The following is a 16473-nucleotide window of genomic DNA, read 5'->3' as shown; positions in this document are numbered from 1 at the left end:
GCGTTCCGGGGAAAATCAGTTTGCTTCGCGCTATATCCGCCGCTGACGACGGCGAACAGGGCGAGGTCGTTTTGTTTTCTCCACCGTGGCGACGCCGGCCAGATAATCGGCCAGGGCAGCAGGAGAAGGGTGGGTGAAGAGGTCAAGCAACGTCAGGGTGGAAAATTCGTGACGTTGTAACAAAACGTGCAGTTGCACCAGATTCAGCGACGTTGCGCCCGCCTCAAAGAAGTTTTCTGCGGGCGTGACAGACTCGCCAACCACCTCGCGGAAGGCGTCGCAAATCAGGCTGACGGTGCTCTCGTCCGCCGCAATGTGTGGCTGAGAGTGCTCAGGGCATACGCGCGGTGAGCGCTCTGCGCATTGCCCTGCGTGTTTAACGGGAGGCACCAGCGCGGCGAGCGGCAGTTGCCAGCCGCTTTCATCCTCGGCCATTCGGTTTAGCAATGCGCAATACTGTTCAAACTGGCGCTCCACCTGCCCGGCAGGAAACAGCGCGGCGACAAAATCCCAGTTAAAGCGCAGTTCGCCTTCGGATTCATAAATCTGGTGATCGAGCCAGACCTGCGGCGTCTGGGAGATGCCCCAGACCGGTTTGAGCAGATTACGCCGGGCGAGGAAGTTATCCTGCTCAAAGCCCAGCGCGCTGGTAAAGACGACGGGCATCGGAACGGCAGGCACGTTTTGCCGTTGCGCCAGTTGACGCATCACGCGGATGGCTGACACATCGCGGTGGTTGAGGTTCTGGCTCAGCCGCTGCTGTAGTGACTGCGCGCTGTGCAGCCAGCTTTCGCCGGGATGCCAGCTCAGCAGCATCAGCGAGGTGAAATCGCCCAGAATCTGGTTGATTTGCGGGTGCAGCGGTCGCCTGTCGAAAAGCGTAAGGTTAAGCGTGAACTCAGGCTGTGCACTCCATGCAGAGAGAACCGTTGACCACACCGACAACAGTACGGCCGACGGGGTGAGATGGGCGTCAGCCGCCCGTTTTTTCAGCCGATGCCAGCGCGTGCTGTCCAGCGCGCCGTTCAGGCGGGCGAAGCGCGGTGTTTCAACCTCCTGAGGCAAGCAGCGCAGCGGCAACGCAGGCGCCGGAGGAATATCATCAAGCTGCGCCTGCCACCATGCCAGAGAATCTGGATTGGGCGACTGTAGCGAGGGTTGTTGCAGATAATCCCTGAAGGTGACGGGCAGCGGCGGAAGCAGCTGTTGCGGGTAGCGGTAGCCGTGCTCCAGCTCCGCCAGCAGGATCTGCATGCTCAGACCGTCAAGCAACAGGTTATCCAGACACAGCCACAGGCGGGCAGGCATCCCGTCCACGTATCCGACCTGGAGATCGAATACCGGCCACACTTCGGGGTTGAGTACCTGATGCGCCAGTTTTTCGCGCACCCGCAACGCCTCTTCAGGCGTATGGAGGGTGTGTGTGGGTATCACCCAGGGGGGCGTCTGTTCGAGCACCTGTTGCTGTCCATCACGCACGATGGCGCGCAGCATATCGTGGCGGGCGATTAATCGGTTCCAGACCGTCTCCAGCCGGGTGAGGTCCAGATCGGCAATTTCAAATTCAACAAAGAAATGTGAGCCGACGCCGCCCAGGGCAAAGCCCGGCTGACGCCCCACAAGGTAAGCCTGCTGCACGTCGGTAAGCGCAAAGGGCTGGTAGCGATCTTCAGGGGAGTGGACGAATGGTTGTTCGACCGGGACGTCGGTTTTCCGCAGCGTGGCGGCAAAATCCGCCAGCCGGGGATGATTAAACAGGTCGCTTAATTGCGCTTCATAACCTGCCTGATGAAGTTGCCCGGTCAGACGGGTCGCCAGCAGGCTATCGCCGCCTTGCTGGAAGAAGTCGGTTTCTCTGGTGACATTGCCAGTTGATAAGAGTTGCTGCCAGAGGGCGGCAACCTGTTTTTCAATGTCGCCCTGGGGTAAATCCGCTTCGGCCGGGTTTTCCGCTTCAGGGGTATGACGACGCTTCAGCGCCTGGTAGTCAATTTTCCCGTTAGCCGTCAGCGGTAAGGCGTCGAGGAAGACGATCCGTTGCGGCACCATCCACCCCGGCAGACGTCCGGCGAGGGCGGCCTGAAGTTGACGGGGATCGCGGCGCACCTGCCTGTCAGGACATTGTACGAGGAAGCGTTGTAACCCCGCGACCTCATCGCCATGCTGACAGTTGAAGGCGGCCGCGCTAAATAATGCCGCCCAGTCGGCGCTGTTATGCAGCAAGGCCTCCGGCTGCCCATTGGTTAACAGGAGCGTGCTGAGCAGGGCGGACGGCGTTAACTGGCGAAACTCCATCACGTAGAGCAGCGCGCCGGGAACGGCAAGCTGTTGTAATGTCGCAAGGAGCCCGGGATCTTCCGGCAGCAGACGATGCAGGGCGTTATTAAGCCAGAGAATGTCCGCCGAGTGAGCGTGCGCCGCCAGCGTGTCTGCATTCCAGAGGGACAGACGGGCGCCAGGCCAGGGGGCGAGCCTCTGCCGGGCGCTCAGCAGCATCTCCTGGCTCTGCTCAAGCCCGACATACTCAATCTGTCCGGCGTTGAGCTGTGCTAACAGCGATTCTGCGGCGCGGCCAGTGCGGGTTCCCACCTCAAGCAGGCGTACCGGGCGCTGTAAGCGCTGTGCAAGCTGTTGGCAAATTGTCGCCAGTTCCTGAATATACGGGGCGCTGGCCGGATGGTTAAAGGCCAGGCTTTCCGGCGACCACTGCGCGTCGTTCAGTAACGACAGTTCGTTACGGGCACCGCGAAGAATTTGCGATAACGTTAAATCATGTCCGCTGAAGTGCGGGTGCTCATCCTCGTGTTCTTCACCAGCGCAGACCTGATAACCTTCAGCAGCGGGCTTCAGTCGCCGTTGTGTCACCAGAAATGCTAACCAGAGTTCCACCACGGCCTGCCAGCGCGGCTGGATAGCGAGTGAGTTCATCAGGGGGAGAGGATCGGCGCCAGCGGTGTGACCCGGCTTCAGTTTTAGCAGGCGATGCTGAAGGAAATCGGCTACCTGTTCTGCGGAGATCTCTGGCGAGATGGCGCAACAGGGCAACGTTCCCGCAAGCGTGTGCCACGCCTGCGGCAGTGCCGGGTTCCGATGATCGGTAACGCAAAAAGCCTCGCCCTGAGGAACAACGTATGCCGCCAGCGTTTTTTCTTTTTCGCCGATCGCCAGAACGGTTGCTTGTTTCACCCCCGCCAGCTGGCTTAGCGCGCTTTCGATTTCGCCCAGCTCGATGCGATATCCTCCGACTTTGACCTGCTTGTCGCGACGACCGAGGAACTCGATTGTGCCATCTGGCCAGTAGCAGCCGAGATCGCCGGTGCGATACCAGCGCTCGTCCGGGAGCGTCAAAAATTGCTGCTCGCTACGCAGGGGATCGTTGAAATAGCCTTCCGCGACCCCAATGCCGCCAATCCATAATTCACCCGGCACCCAGTCAGGGCAGTCCCGGCCCTGTTCATCCACCACCCGGTAGCGTTGGTTGGTTAGCGGAAAACCGTAAGGGATGGAGCGCCAGTGGGCGGGGACGTCGTGAATTTCGCAGGTGTTAGACCAGATAGACGCCTCGGTGGCGCCGCCCATCGCGATAAATTGTCCTTGTGGCCGGAAGGTCCGATAACGGGCGGGGAGGTCAAGCCCGATCCAGTCGCCGGAAAGCATCACTGCGCGCAGGTTTTCCGGCGTGGCGTCGGCGAAACCTTCACACCAGGTCAGCAGCATATCGAACAGCGCCGGGACGCTGTTCCAGAGCGTGACCTGATGGCGCTGGATCAGCTCACACCATGCGTGAGGATCGCGCCGTTGATTTTCCATCACCATCACCAGCGCGCCGCCCGCGCGCAGTACGCCAAAAATGTCGTAAACCGATAAATCAAAATGTAGGGCGGAGAGGGCCAGCACCCTGTCATGCGGGCCAACCTGATAGCGGGTATTGATATCGCAACAGGTGTTAAGCGCTCCCCGGTGAGAAATGACTACCCCTTTCGGCGTACCGGTAGAGCCGGAGGTGTAGATAATGTAGGCCGGTTGCGTGGGGGCGCGTACTACCGGGTTGGCGATCGGCTCCGCCTCAATGGCCTGCTGCCAGGCAAGGACGGGAATATCGTCTGACCCGGCGCTGGCGTCGTGCTGACAAATGAGCACCAGCCGGACGCTGGCGTCAGCGTAGATTTTCTCGCGCCGTGCGGCAGGCTGATCCAGCGAAACCGGAACGTAAACCGCCCCGGCCAGCAGGACGGCCAGAACCGCAACAAGTTGTCCTGCGCCTTTCGACATCGTGATAGCCACATTATCGCCGGGCTGAACCCCGCACTCGATTAACCTGCCCGCGCAACGGCGGGCATAGTCTGTCAGCTCATGATAATTCCACTGATAACGCATGTCCGTTACCGCCAGCGCCTGCGGCTGTTGCAGAGCGATATGGAAAATGCCTTCATGCAGCAAGCCTTCGGGAATGGGGGCGCCGGTGGCGTTGACCCGTTCGCGTATCGCGCGCTGGCTGGCGGGCATCATATCTGCGAACGGCTTTTGCCAGGCGCTTTCGTCATCGCAGAGTTGGTTAATCAACTGGCAGTAGGCGTCGAACAATGTTTCGACTAACGCCGGAGGGAACAGCGCGTCGTTGCTGTCCCATTGTAGCCAGACCTCGCCGTGATGCTCGAACGCCAGATGATCTATCCAGACCTGCGGCGTTTGCGAGATGCCCCATTCCGGCTCGCCCAACGGCGATTCTGCGCGGCTGCTGTAGAGGGAACGCCCCAGATTGCTGGTAAATACCACCGGGGCGCCGTGGGGGTAGCGCTGCTGGCGTTTGAGTTCACGGAGTAATTCGACGCCGGACCAGTGGCGATGCTCCCAGTCCTCCGTAAACGTGAGCTGGTTTTTACGCGCCAGGTTGCTGACGGTATCGCCATCGCAGGCGGTATCCAGCAGAAGAATATTGGTGAAGTCGGCAAGCATCGCGCCAACCGCCGGGTGCAGCGGCTGGCGGTCGAATAAGGTGATGTTAAGCAGCAGACGCGTCAGGCCGCCCCAGCGAGCCAGCACGGCAGAAAAACAGGTCGCCAGCGCCATTGTCGGCGTCACGCCATACTCGCCGGCCCGGTTGCTAAAGGCGTGCCAGCGTGTTGCCGGGACAATCATGCGGCGTCGGGTATTACGGACTTCACGTAGCGTGGCGGGTTCGCAGGCCAGCGGCAAGACGGGCGCGGGGGGAAGCGTCGATGCTTTCGCCAGCCAGTAAGCGCGCGCGTCGTCTCTCAGTGTTTGATTGATCTTCTGCTGGTGCAGCAAATACGAGCGGAAATCATAGCGGGTGTCGATAGCCGGCAGCGATTCTCCGGCCAGCAGGGCGTTAAGCTCATCGAAGAAAAGCGTAAAGCTGGAGGCATCCATAATCAGCAGGTCAATATTGACATGGAGGCGGTGGCGATTGTCCGGCAAGAGCGTCAGCTGAAAATCAAACGTTTCGCCGATTTCCACGCGTAAAAGACGGTGGCTCAGGCGCTGGCGCAGTGCGTCCAGATAGGCCTGGCGGCTTTCAGCGTCGTTATGGCGTAAATCATGAACGGTGACGCCGTTCCAGTAAGGTTGCGGTAGCCAGACCTGCTGCCCGTCGGGGCGAAAGGCGATATGCAGCATTGGGTGGCGTTGCAGCAAGGTCGTGATGGCCTGCTCCAACTGCGACGCCGTCAGACAATGGCCTTCAAACTCCTGATACAGGTGGCAACCCACGCCGCCAAGCGTCTGCCCCGGCATGCGGCCCGTCAGGTAGGCGTGCTGTACTGGCGTCAATGGGAAGGGGGTACTTTCGGTCATGTTCGGCCAGGATGATTCGTCGGGCGGCGTTTCTTCTTCCGCGTTCTCAGGCGACCGGCTGAGCATTAACTGGTTCCATGCCGCCAGCGTGGGGGCGGCATACAGCTCGCGAAGGGTAAGGCGGTAGCCATTTTTACGAAACCAGTGTAACCATCTCATCAATCTTATGGAATCCAGGCCGGCCTGGATCAGGTTGCTCTCTTCATGTAACTGCTGCGGCGTTAAATTCAGTTCCTGTATGAGCCGCTCGCGTAATTGTTGGTAATCAGCCGCGTGGCGGTTGTCCGGTAACAGCGAATCCTGAGATGGTGCGCCAGAAATCATTCTTCCTCCTGATGGCACGTCTTACCGAAAAGCATTGCTCATATGAGAATAATAATTATTAACAATTGGATGCTACCCGAAACGGGTTTATTTATGCCCGTTTCGGGTTGGTAACAGGCGGAAAGAACAGAGGCCCGGATGGGGTATCCGGGCCTCTGTCAGGGAGGAGTTTAGGGGGGCGCGACCCCGGTTACATCACGCGTTTAAAGGTCGAAGGGGTTACGCCAAACTGTTTCTGGAAGGCGGCAGAGAAATGGCTGGCGTTGGCATAGCCCAGATCGGCCGCCACCGTCATGACGGAGGTATTGCCGTTGGCCAGGCGTCTTCTGGCTTCCTGCATTCGTTCAGCCTGAAACAGGCCATAGACGCTGTTGTTGAACAGAACGCGGAAGCCTCGCTTAATTTTGAGAACGCTCAGACCGGACTCTCTGGCCAGCTCCGCGACGCCCGGCGCTTGCGTCAGATCAGCCAGCAGCAGATCCTTCGCCCGCAGCAGTTTCTGGCGTTCCATCGGGTTGAAGTGGCAGGAGAGGCAACTGGCGTCTTCGCGATGTTCATCCAGCACCAGACTGAGCATGACCAGACTTTGCCCCTGCAACCATAGCGTCGACGGCTTTTGTTCATGACTGAAGCCGCCGTGCATGCGCATCAGCGCGTGACGCAAGGCCTGAGCCGTTAAGTGGGTTTCAGCATTACAACGCTGCTGCTGGCAACAGCAGTGGGAGTCGATCTTATTCTTAATGACCGCGCTAATATCCGGCACCCACAGCGCGAGGGTTTCAGGGCTGAAGGAGAGGGTAATGCTCTCGAATCGGCCACAATAGGAGGCGCTGCCGCGACAGTCTGGCGTATGGGTAATGTAATGGCGATTGCGCGCAAGCTCCCAGTCGGTGTGGCGCCGGAGTCCCTGAATCGCAAAGCGCGATGTGCCTTCCAGGATGCACGAGAAGTTAATCCTGCCCAGATCGTCGTGTAGCTGCAACGTCTCAGGCTGCGCAAAATGGCCCCTCCAGAGCAAAATATCCATACCTTCCTGCAACGAACAGCGCAGCAGTTCACACTGAGCAGGAATATTGCCATCGTTTGCAGGTTTCCCGACCACCAACTGGTGAATAGAGATTTCAGATTGCGTTTGCGGTGACTCCGTCATGACCTGGTTATCTCCCTGTGGCTTAGACCAATGCGGGTATAAATAGAACCGAATGGGGTAGATGAGTTATTGATAATGGTTATTATTCACATTAATTCTCAGAACGCCACCCTGAATTGTCGTTTTTGGCGTCCGTAAAAATTCATCAGGAAATTCAGTTACTCCCATGTCATCTCAATCATCCAATACTGAATCGCTGTCCCGATTTCCTCTCTGGCAGGTGATTACACCGGTTCGCAGGAAGGTTATTTTAGCTATGGCGCTGGCGGGGCTGGCGGCATTAACCAGCCTGGGGGCGCTCCTTTTTCTGGCGTGGAGCCTGCGTGACATTCGCGCGACGCCTGACGCTATTCCGGCCTGGCCGCTGGGCGGCGTGATCGGCTGCGTGGTCTTAACTTTTGTTCTGCGCTTACAGGCGTTCAACACCTCTCATTACGCGGCTTTTCATCTGGAGAACATTCTGCGCAGCAGGTTAGCCCGTAAAGCATTGCAGCTTCCGCCTGGCGTGTTACAGCAAATGGGCAGCGGGTCAGTGGCGAAAGTGATGCTGGATGACGTGAAGTCGTTACATATTTTTGTGGCCGACAGCACGCCGCTCTATGCCCGCGCGATCATCATGCCGCTGGCGACAATCGTTATCTTGTTCTGGCTGGACTGGCGGCTGGCAATCGCGACGCTGGGGGTACTGGCGTTTGGATCGGTTGTTCTCGTGCTCGCCCGCCAGCGTTCGGAAGATATGGCTCAGCGTTATCATAAGGCGCGCGAGCAGGTTAGCGCGGCGGTTATTGAGTTCGTGCAGGCCATGCCCGTGGTGAGAACGTTTGATAGCGGCAGCACCAGTTTTCTGCGCTATCAACGCGCCCTTGAAGAGTGGGTCGATGTGCTCAAAACCTGGTATCGCAAAGCCGGTTTTTCAGCGCGTTTTTCCTTCTCGATTCTGAATCCTCTCCCGACCCTGTTTGTCCTGATCTGGTCGGGATACGGCCTGTTGCACTATGGCAGTTTCGATTTTATCGCGTGGGTGGCCGTTTTACTGCTGGGCAGCGGAATGGCCGAAGCCGTAATGCCAATGATGATGCTCAATAACCTGGTCGCGCAAACGCGTTTAAGCATTCAGCGTATTTATCAGGTTCTCGCGATGCCGGAGTTATCGCTGCCGCAGTCTGACCAGCAGCCGCAAGAGGCGAGCATTACCTTTGAGCAGGTGAGCTTTCATTATCCGCAAGCGCGTACTGGCGCCGCGTTGCAGGAGGTGAGCTTTCATGTGCCTGCCGGGCAAATTGTGGCGCTGGTCGGGCCAAGCGGCGCCGGAAAAAGCACCGTGGCGCGCTTGCTGCTGCGTTACGCCGACCCGGACAAAGGCCATATCCGTATTGGCGGCGTGGATCTGCGTGATATGCAGACGGACACCCTGATGAAGCAACTCTCGTTTGTGTTTCAGGACAACTTCCTTTTTGCCGACACGATAGCCAATAACATTCGTCTGGGCGCGCCGGATACGCCGCTGGAGGCGGTAATAGCGGCGGCCAGAGTGGCGCAGGCCCATGATTTTATTAGCGCTCTGCCAGAAGGTTACAACACACGAGTCGGGGAACGTGGGGTATTTCTCTCCGGCGGCCAGCGGCAGCGCATTACTATCGCCCGGGCGCTTTTGCAGGATCGCCCCATCCTGGTGCTCGATGAGGCGACGGCGTTTGCTGACCCGGAAAACGAAGCGGCGCTTATCAAGGCGCTCGCGGCGGCCATGCGTGGCCGGACGGTCATCATGGTCGCGCATCGTCTCTCAATGGTGACTCAGGCCGATGTGATATTGCTGTTTTCCGACGGACAGCTCAGGGAAATGGGGAACCATACGCAACTGTTGGCGCAGGGCGGCCTGTATCAACGGCTCTGGCAACACTATCAGCAGGCGCAGCATTGGGTGCCGGGTGGAACACAGGAAGAGGTGGTGGAAAATGAAAGACAATAATCCTGCGGATAACCTAGCCTGGCGCGTCATCTGGCGCCAGCTTATCTCCAGCGTTGGCAGTCAGGCCAGGATGCTGCGACGCAGTATGCTGGCGCTGTTGCTGGCGGCATTCATGCAGGGGATCGCCTTTGCCTGTCTTTATCCGATCATTGATGCGCTGTTACGGGGAGACGCGCCGCAACTTCTTAACTGGGCTATGGCCTTCAGCGTCGCCGCAATTGTGACGCTGGTGCTACGCTGGTATGGCCTGGGCTTTGAATACCGTGGTCATCTGGCGCAGGCCACCCATGAGTTGCGCCTGCGACTTGGCGAGCAGTTACGCCGCGTGCCGCTGGAGAAGCTCCAGCGCGGCAGGGCGGGTGAAATGAACGCCTTGCTGCTGGGCAACGTGGATGAAAACCTCAATTATGTTATTGCGATAGCCAATATTTTGCTGCTCACCATTGTCACGCCGCTGACGGCGTCGCTGGCGACATTGTGGATAGACTGGCGGCTGGGGCTGGTGATGTTGCTGATCTTCCCTCTGCTGGTGCCGTTTTATTACTGGCGCCGCCCGGCGATGCGGCGACAAATGCAGACGCTGGGGGAAGCGCACCAGCGTCTGAGCGGCGATATCGTTGAATTTGCTCAGGGGATGATGGTATTGCGCACCTGCGGCAGCGATGCCGATAAAAGCCGGGCGCTGCTGGCGCATTTCAATGCGCTGGAAAACTTACAGACCCGCACTCACCGTCAGGGCGCTGGCGCGACGATGCTGATCGCCAGCGTCGTGGAGTTGGGCCTACAGGTGGTGGTGTTATCCGGGATCGTCTGGGTAGTGACGGGCACTCTGAACCTCGCCTTTTTGATTGCCGCCGTCGCGATGATTATGCGCTTCGCAGAACCGATGGCGATGTTTATCAGCTACACCTCGGTTGTGGAACTGATCGCCAGCGCCCTGCAACGGATTGAGCGGTTTATGGCGATAGCACCGCTTCCCGTCGCAGAGCAAAGCGAGATGCCGGAACGTTACGATATCCGCTTTGACAACGTCAGCTATCGCTACGAAGAAGGCGACGGCCACGCGCTTAATCATGTTTCTTTGACGTTCCCGGCAGCCAGTATGAGCGCGCTGGTGGGTGCCTCCGGCGCAGGCAAAACTACGGTCACCAAACTGTTAATGCGCTATGCCGATCCGCAGCAAGGGCAGATTTCTATTGGCGGCGTCGATATTCGCCGCCTGACGCCGGAACAGCTCAATAGCCTGATTTCTGTTGTTTTCCAGGATGTCTGGCTGTTTGATGACACGCTGCTGGCGAATATCCGTATCGCGCGCCCACAGGCGACGCGGCAGGAGGTAGAAGAGGCCGCCCGCGCGGCGCAGTGCCTTGAGTTTATTTCCCGTCTTCCGCAAGGCTGGCTGACGCCAATGGGAGAGATGGGCGGCCAGCTATCGGGCGGCGAGCGCCAGCGGATTTCCATTGCCAGAGCGTTATTGAAAAACGCGCCGGTCGTCATTCTCGATGAACCGACTGCCGCGCTGGATATTGAAAGCGAGCTGGCGGTGCAAAAAGCGATCGATAACCTGGTTCACAACCGGACGGTGATTATCATCGCTCACCGTTTATCCACCATCGCCGGGGCCGGAAACATTCTGGTGATGGAAGAGGGACAGGTGGTTGAGCAGGGTACTCATGCGCAATTGCTCTCACATCATGGACGTTATCAGGCGCTGTGGCAGGCGCAAATGGCCGCGCGCGTGTGGCGCGACGACGGGGTTTCCGCGTCTGGAGAGTGGGTGCATGAGTGATGTTCAGTCGAATGTGAAACCGCTGACGTTGACGACCGGGCGGGTGATTTTTGCTATTGCCGGCGTCTATGTGACGCAGAGTCTGGTATCGGCGCTGTCTATGCAGTCCTTACCCGCGCTGGTGCGCGCTGCTGGCGGTTCGCTGGCGCTTGCCGGTGCGACAACCCTGTTTATGCTGCCCTGGGCGCTGAAGTTTATTTGGGCGCCATGGATCGAGCGCTGGCGGCTTCCGCCCGGTAGCCAGGAACGCCGTTCCCGCATGTTAATCCTGCGTGGTCAGGTCGCGCTAGCGGCGATCCTGACTATTGCCGCAGCGATTGGCTGGTTTGGGCGAGAAGGGGGATTCCCCGATACGCAAATCGTCGCGTTATTTGTTCTGTTTATGGTGGCAGGCACGGTCGCCTCCACCATTGATATCGCCAGCGACGGCTTTTGCGTCGATCAACTGACCCGCACGGGTTACGGCTGGGGAAACAGCGTGCAGGTCGGCGGCAGCTATCTGGGAATGATGTGCGGCGGCGGGGTGTTCCTGATGCTGTCGGCGGCATCCGGCTGGCCTGTCGCCATGCTGATGATGGCGGTGCTGATTATGGCGCTGTCACTCCCGCTGTGGCGCATTACGGAGCCGACGCGAACAGCGACTATCCCGCATGTTCCGGCGTTAGGTTATGCGCTAAGGAGGAAGCAGGCGCGCCTGGGCTTACTGCTGGTATTGATGCTGAATTCAGGCATGCGGTTTGTGCTGCCTCTTCTGGCACCGCTGTTGTTGGATCATGGGTTGAGCATGTCCGCATTGGGCGCGCTGTTCAGCGGCGGCAATATTGCAGCGGGCATAGCAGGAACGCTGGCCGGCGGATTGCTGATGAAATACACCTCACCCGGCAGAGCGCTGTTGACGGCTTATGGCGTCCAGGGGATCGCGCTGCTGGCGGTGGTGATGACGCTCATGATGGCGCCGGGTCATCTGCTGCTGCCGATTCTCCAGTGTCTGGTCATTGTCCAGTCCATTTCGCTGGCCTGCGCGCTGGTCTGTCTTTACGCCACGCTGATGTCGCTTTCATCGCCTTTGCAGGCCGGTGTCGACTTCACCCTCTTTCAATGTACTGACGCGGCAATCGCCATTCTGGCAGGCGTTATCGGTGGCGTTGTTGCTCAACATTTTGGCTATGCGGCCTGCTTCCTGTTTGCCGGGGCATTCACGTTGCTGGCGGCGTGGGTTGCTTATATCCGGCTGCATTCGGCAAGAGAACTGATGACAAGCGCAATTGATTGATCCGGGAATAACACAGAGAGGTAAGGGATGAAAATCAGTGAATTTCTACATCTGGCGTTACCAGAGGAACAATGGCTACCGACGATTTCTGGCGTTTTACGCCAGTTCGCAGAAGAAGAGTGTTATGTCTATGAGCGTCAACCCTGTTGGTATTTAGGCAAAGGGTGCCAGGCACGGCTGCACATTAATGCCGACGGAACGCAGGCGACATTTATTGATGATGCCGGGGAGCAAAAATGGGCGGTGGATTCCATTGCCGACTGCGCGCGTCGTTTTATGGCGCATCCTCAGGTGAAAGGACGTCGGGTATATGGACAGGTTGGGTTCAACTTTGCGGCGCATGCGCGGGGGATTGCCTTTAACGCCGGGGAGTGGCCGCTGCTGACGTTAACCGTTCCCCGTGAAGAACTTATTTTTGAAAAGGGAAATGTCACCGTTTATGCGGACTCCGCCGACGGGTGCCGACGTTTGTGCGAGTGGGTAAAAGAGGCCGGTACAACGACGCAGAACGCACCACTGGCGGTGGATACCGCCCTCAATGGTGAGGCATATAAACAACAGGTTGCGCGCGCCGTTGCGGAGATCCGCCGTGGCGAGTATGTCAAAGTGATTGTCTCGCGCGCCATTCCCCTGCCATCGCGGATTGATATGCCCGCCACGCTGTTATACGGGCGGCAGGCAAACACACCTGTGCGCTCGTTTATGTTCCGTCAGGAAGGACGCGAAGCGCTGGGCTTTAGCCCGGAACTGGTGATGTCAGTGACGGGCAATAAAGTGGTCACTGAACCGCTTGCGGGCACCCGCGATCGCATGGGAAACCCGGAGCATAATAAGGCGAAAGAGGCAGAACTGCTGCACGACAGTAAAGAGGTGCTTGAGCATATCCTTTCTGTCAAAGAAGCTATTGCTGAACTGGAGGCCGTTTGCCAGCCGGGCAGCGTGGTGGTTGAAGATTTAATGTCGGTTCGCCAGCGCGGCAGCGTTCAGCATCTGGGGTCTGGCGTGAGCGGTCAGCTTGCGGAAAACAAGGATGCCTGGGATGCGTTTACCGTGCTGTTTCCGTCGATTACCGCCTCAGGTATCCCTAAAAATGCTGCTCTGAACGCGATTATGCAAATTGAGAAGACGCCGCGAGAGCTTTATTCCGGCGCAATCCTGCTGCTGGACGATACGCGCTTTGATGCAGCGCTAGTTCTGCGTTCCGTATTTCAGGATAGCCAGCGCTGCTGGATACAGGCGGGGGCGGGAATCATCGCGCAATCTACGCCGGAACGCGAACTGACAGAAACCCGGGAGAAATTAGCGAGCATTGCGCCCTATTTAATGGTGTAGGAGTAACTGTTTTCTAACCTCACAACCAGACTGTCCAAAGACAATTGAGTCGCTCTTTGATTCCTCTGTGACTCTATTGTCTTCTTTTGGGATAAAATAGGTGTTTTTCGTCATGAAGTTGATAAAAGTCTATATAGAACCACCTCCTGTGGAGGTGGTGGTAATTTGCCAGAGTGTGGGATTCGTTAGTATATTATGGGATAAACTTATTTTTACCAATTGTATAAGGCGGTGCATAAGATTCTCGGCATGCTTCCAGATAATCCGACCACCACTGCATCATCGCTTTGCGGGCTTCTAGGTGCTCTGCCTTATGAATATAAGCCATGCGCACGGTATTGCGCTCCTGATGACTCATCTGGCGTTCTACTGCGTCCTTTGCCCATAAACCCGATTCCATCAGCGCACTGCATGCCATTGCCCGGAAGCCGTGACCGCAGATATCCTTTTTCGTGTCGTAACCCATCACCCGCAGTGCCTTATTGACCGTGTTTTCAGACATTGGCTTATACGGGTTATGGTCGCCGGGGAAGATCAGTTCATTATTACCGGTGATATCCTTAATCTGTTTCAGAATGGCGATGGACTGTTCTGAGAGGGGGACGATATGCGGCATTCGCATTTTTGCCCCGCGGCCGGAATAACGCACGCCAATAATGGGTTCTCGCGTCGCGGGTATCGTCCAGACTCGGTTTGTGAAATCAATCTCTGACCAGCGGGCGAAACGCAGTTCACTGGAGCGAATGAACACATGCAGCATCAGCAGAACGGCATGCCGGGTCAGTTCACGGCCCTGATGATATGCCCCAATACGTTCAAGCAGTTCAGGCAGCCGCTCCAGCGGCAGGGCAGGATAGTGCCGTCTGACAGGAGGTGTGGTCACGCCGCCAAGGTTTGCTGCAGGGTTCGTATCGATTAACTCCTGATGGACCGCATGGCGCATTATGTTACTCAGGTGCTGCCGTGTGCGGGACGCAACCTCCAGCAGACCTTTTTCCTCGATCCCTTTCAGCAGGTCAATGAAATGACGGGGTTTAAGTTCTGATACAGGTAGGTTCCCGATGACCGGAAAGATGTGATTGTTCAGGCTGGCAAGCAGACGGTCGGCGGTGTTCTGCGACCATTTCCTGTTACTTTTATGCCACGCCAGCGCCACGTTTTTAAAAACTTTCTCCGGTGTTCGTGAGCCACGTTCAGCAGCCCGCTGCTGTACCGGGTTGATATTCAGCGCCAGCATTTTACGGATACCTTCACGTTGCTGTCGCGCATCAGACAGGGAGATGGCTGGATAGGCACCCAGCGCAATGCGGGATTCTTTACCGCTAATACGGTATTTGAGATACCAGTGGCGGGAGCCACCCGGCTTAACCAGCAGATACAGACCGTGAGAATCGGAGACTTTAAAGGGTTTATCAGAAGGCTTGAGGGTGCGGATTTTTGCGTCGGTAAGGGACATATGGGGGTCACTCCATTATCGAACTAACCTGACCCCAGATTTGACCACCAATTTTTCCCGATGCGTAGGGTAAAATCAAAATGCACCGAGAAGAGTTTTCACACTAACCTGTTGAATCAACATCAGATAAAGATTCGCAAGGATGCATGAAAACAGAAAATTGGCTCCTCTGACTGGACTCGAACCAGTGACATACGGATTAACAGTCCGCCGTTCTACCGACTGAACTACAGAGGAATCGTGTGAACGGGGCGAATCATAGCGAGCCGCTGCGGGCATGTCAAAGGGGGAATACGCATTCTGTGACCGTTTGCTTACAGAATGCGCAATCGCTTGAGTTTTTTGCAGATTTAGCGCATTTCACCGCCAAAATGCCGGCCCTGTATCGGGGCACAGCCGTCAGGATGCGGCGACGCCGCGATAAATCCGCTGTGGGCGGCCGACCTTGCCGTATACCATCTCCGCCGTCAGCTGCTGGTGCGCACTGCAAAACTCCAGGTAGCGGCGGGCGGTGGTGCGGCTCAGCCCCAGCTGCTGCGCCACGCTTTCGGCGGTGTGGCGGATGGCCGGGTCGGCGAACAGCTCGCGCACCTTGGTCAGCGTCAGCGCGTCGATGCCCGCCGGCAGCGTCGCCTGCCGCTCGCTGCGGGCATAGGTATTGAACATCTCGTCAATGCGCTGCTGGCTGACGCGGGTTTTGCCCTTCAGCGCCTGCCGCCGCTGGCTGAAGCGCTGCAGGGTCTGCGCCAGCCGGTCGTAGGCCAGCGGTTTAATCAGATAGTCGAACACGCCGTAGCGCAGCGCTTCGGCTACCGTATCCATATCGCTGGCGGCGGTGATAAATACAATACCGCCGCCGTAGCCCTGCAGCGTCAGCTCGCGCAGCAGCTCAATGCCGCGGCCGTCGGGCAGAAAGTTATCCAGCAGGATCAGATCGGGTTTAAAGCGTTCGCACATTGCGCGCGCCTGCGCCAGATTGCCCGCCAGCCACATCTGCCGGCAGTTGCCGTGCTGCCTGATAAACTCGGCGTGCATCTCCGCCAGCGGCGTTTCGTCCTCAACGATTAAGATATTCAGCCATTCCATATGCTCCCCCTAATGAAATAACGCTTAAGCTGAAGGTAATGGATCTTCTGGCATTGGAGCGCCGTGCCAGATCAATAAAAACGATAAAAATAATTAAGTAAATAAAAACCATTAAATAACTTATTAATCGCCAACGCTTTGTGAATTAGGTCAATTATTGCCGCAATAATTCCCTTTACCATAATTTTTAGCTTACCTCTTTATTGTTATCTCCGGCGTAAGGCGGTGGTTTTTAAGGTGTTATTTCACCTGTTGTTAACTTTACCCGGTATTTGTATTT

The 16473-nt window shown here is 57.3% G+C and carries 8 protein-coding genes and 1 tRNA gene; 4 read left to right on the top strand and 5 right to left on the bottom strand.

Annotation, left to right across the window (positions count from 1 at the left end):
* Positions 1-30: 30 nt before the first annotated feature.
* The gene (gene irp2, locus CLM71_RS15445) at positions 31-6138 is read right to left on the bottom strand and encodes a yersiniabactin non-ribosomal peptide synthetase HMWP2 (protein ID WP_105231800.1); all 6108 of its coding nucleotides are present in this window, start codon (positions 6136-6138) and stop codon (positions 31-33) included.
* 190 nt (positions 6139-6328) lie between these two features.
* The gene (gene ybtA / locus CLM71_RS15440; protein ID WP_080884762.1) at positions 6329-7288 is read right to left on the bottom strand and encodes a yersiniabactin transcriptional regulator YbtA; all 960 of its coding nucleotides are present in this window, start codon (positions 7286-7288) and stop codon (positions 6329-6331) included.
* A gap of 256 nt (positions 7289-7544) precedes the next feature.
* Between ybtA and ybtP the strand changes: the two genes are divergently transcribed.
* Genes ybtP through ybtS form a run of 4 tightly spaced genes read left to right on the top strand, consistent with a single transcriptional unit; the run spans position 7545 to position 13651 of the window.
* Entirely contained in the window at positions 7545-9257 is a 1713-nt protein-coding gene (gene ybtP, locus CLM71_RS15435; protein WP_001327262.1) for a yersiniabactin ABC transporter ATP-binding/permease protein YbtP, read from the top strand.
* Positions 9244-11046, top strand: a complete 1803-nt coding sequence (ybtQ, locus tag CLM71_RS15430) for a yersiniabactin ABC transporter ATP-binding/permease protein YbtQ (protein WP_001446633.1) — start codon at positions 9244-9246, stop codon at positions 11044-11046. The genes ybtP and ybtQ overlap by 14 nt, the downstream gene beginning before the upstream one ends.
* Positions 11039-12319, top strand: coding sequence for a yersiniabactin-associated zinc MFS transporter YbtX (gene ybtX / locus CLM71_RS15425; protein WP_001286280.1), 1281 nt, complete (start codon positions 11039-11041; stop codon positions 12317-12319). Before ybtQ ends, ybtX begins: the two co-directional genes overlap by 8 nt.
* Before the next feature lie 27 nt (positions 12320-12346).
* On the top strand, positions 12347-13651 hold the full coding sequence (ybtS, locus tag CLM71_RS15420) for a yersiniabactin biosynthesis salicylate synthase Irp9/YbtS (protein ID WP_000703040.1): 1305 nt from the start codon (positions 12347-12349) through the stop codon (positions 13649-13651).
* A 193-nt stretch (positions 13652-13844) separates the two neighbouring features.
* On the opposite strand, the gene CLM71_RS15415 is transcribed toward ybtS, so the two are convergent.
* The 3 genes from CLM71_RS15415 to dpiA form a co-directional block, all read right to left on the bottom strand.
* Positions 13845-15107 (bottom strand): integrase arm-type DNA-binding domain-containing protein, encoded by a 1263-nt coding sequence (locus CLM71_RS15415; RefSeq protein ID WP_000059623.1) that lies wholly within the window; start codon positions 15105-15107, stop codon positions 13845-13847.
* 161 nt (positions 15108-15268) lie between these two features.
* Positions 15269-15344 (bottom strand) — tRNA-Asn (locus CLM71_RS15410).
* Positions 15345-15506: 162 nt separating this feature from the next.
* Positions 15507-16193 (bottom strand): two-component response regulator DpiA, encoded by a 687-nt coding sequence (gene dpiA, locus CLM71_RS15405; protein ID WP_105231799.1) that lies wholly within the window; start codon positions 16191-16193, stop codon positions 15507-15509.
* Positions 16194-16473 lie beyond the last annotated feature (280 nt).

Origin of the sequence: Serratia sp. MYb239 (genome assembly GCF_002966855.1) — a bacterium.
GTDB lineage: Bacteria > Pseudomonadota > Gammaproteobacteria > Enterobacterales > Enterobacteriaceae > Serratia_B > Serratia_B rhizosphaerae.
The sequence above is the reverse complement of the archived record's forward strand: the minus strand, read 5'-3'. Positions and strand labels throughout refer to the sequence as shown.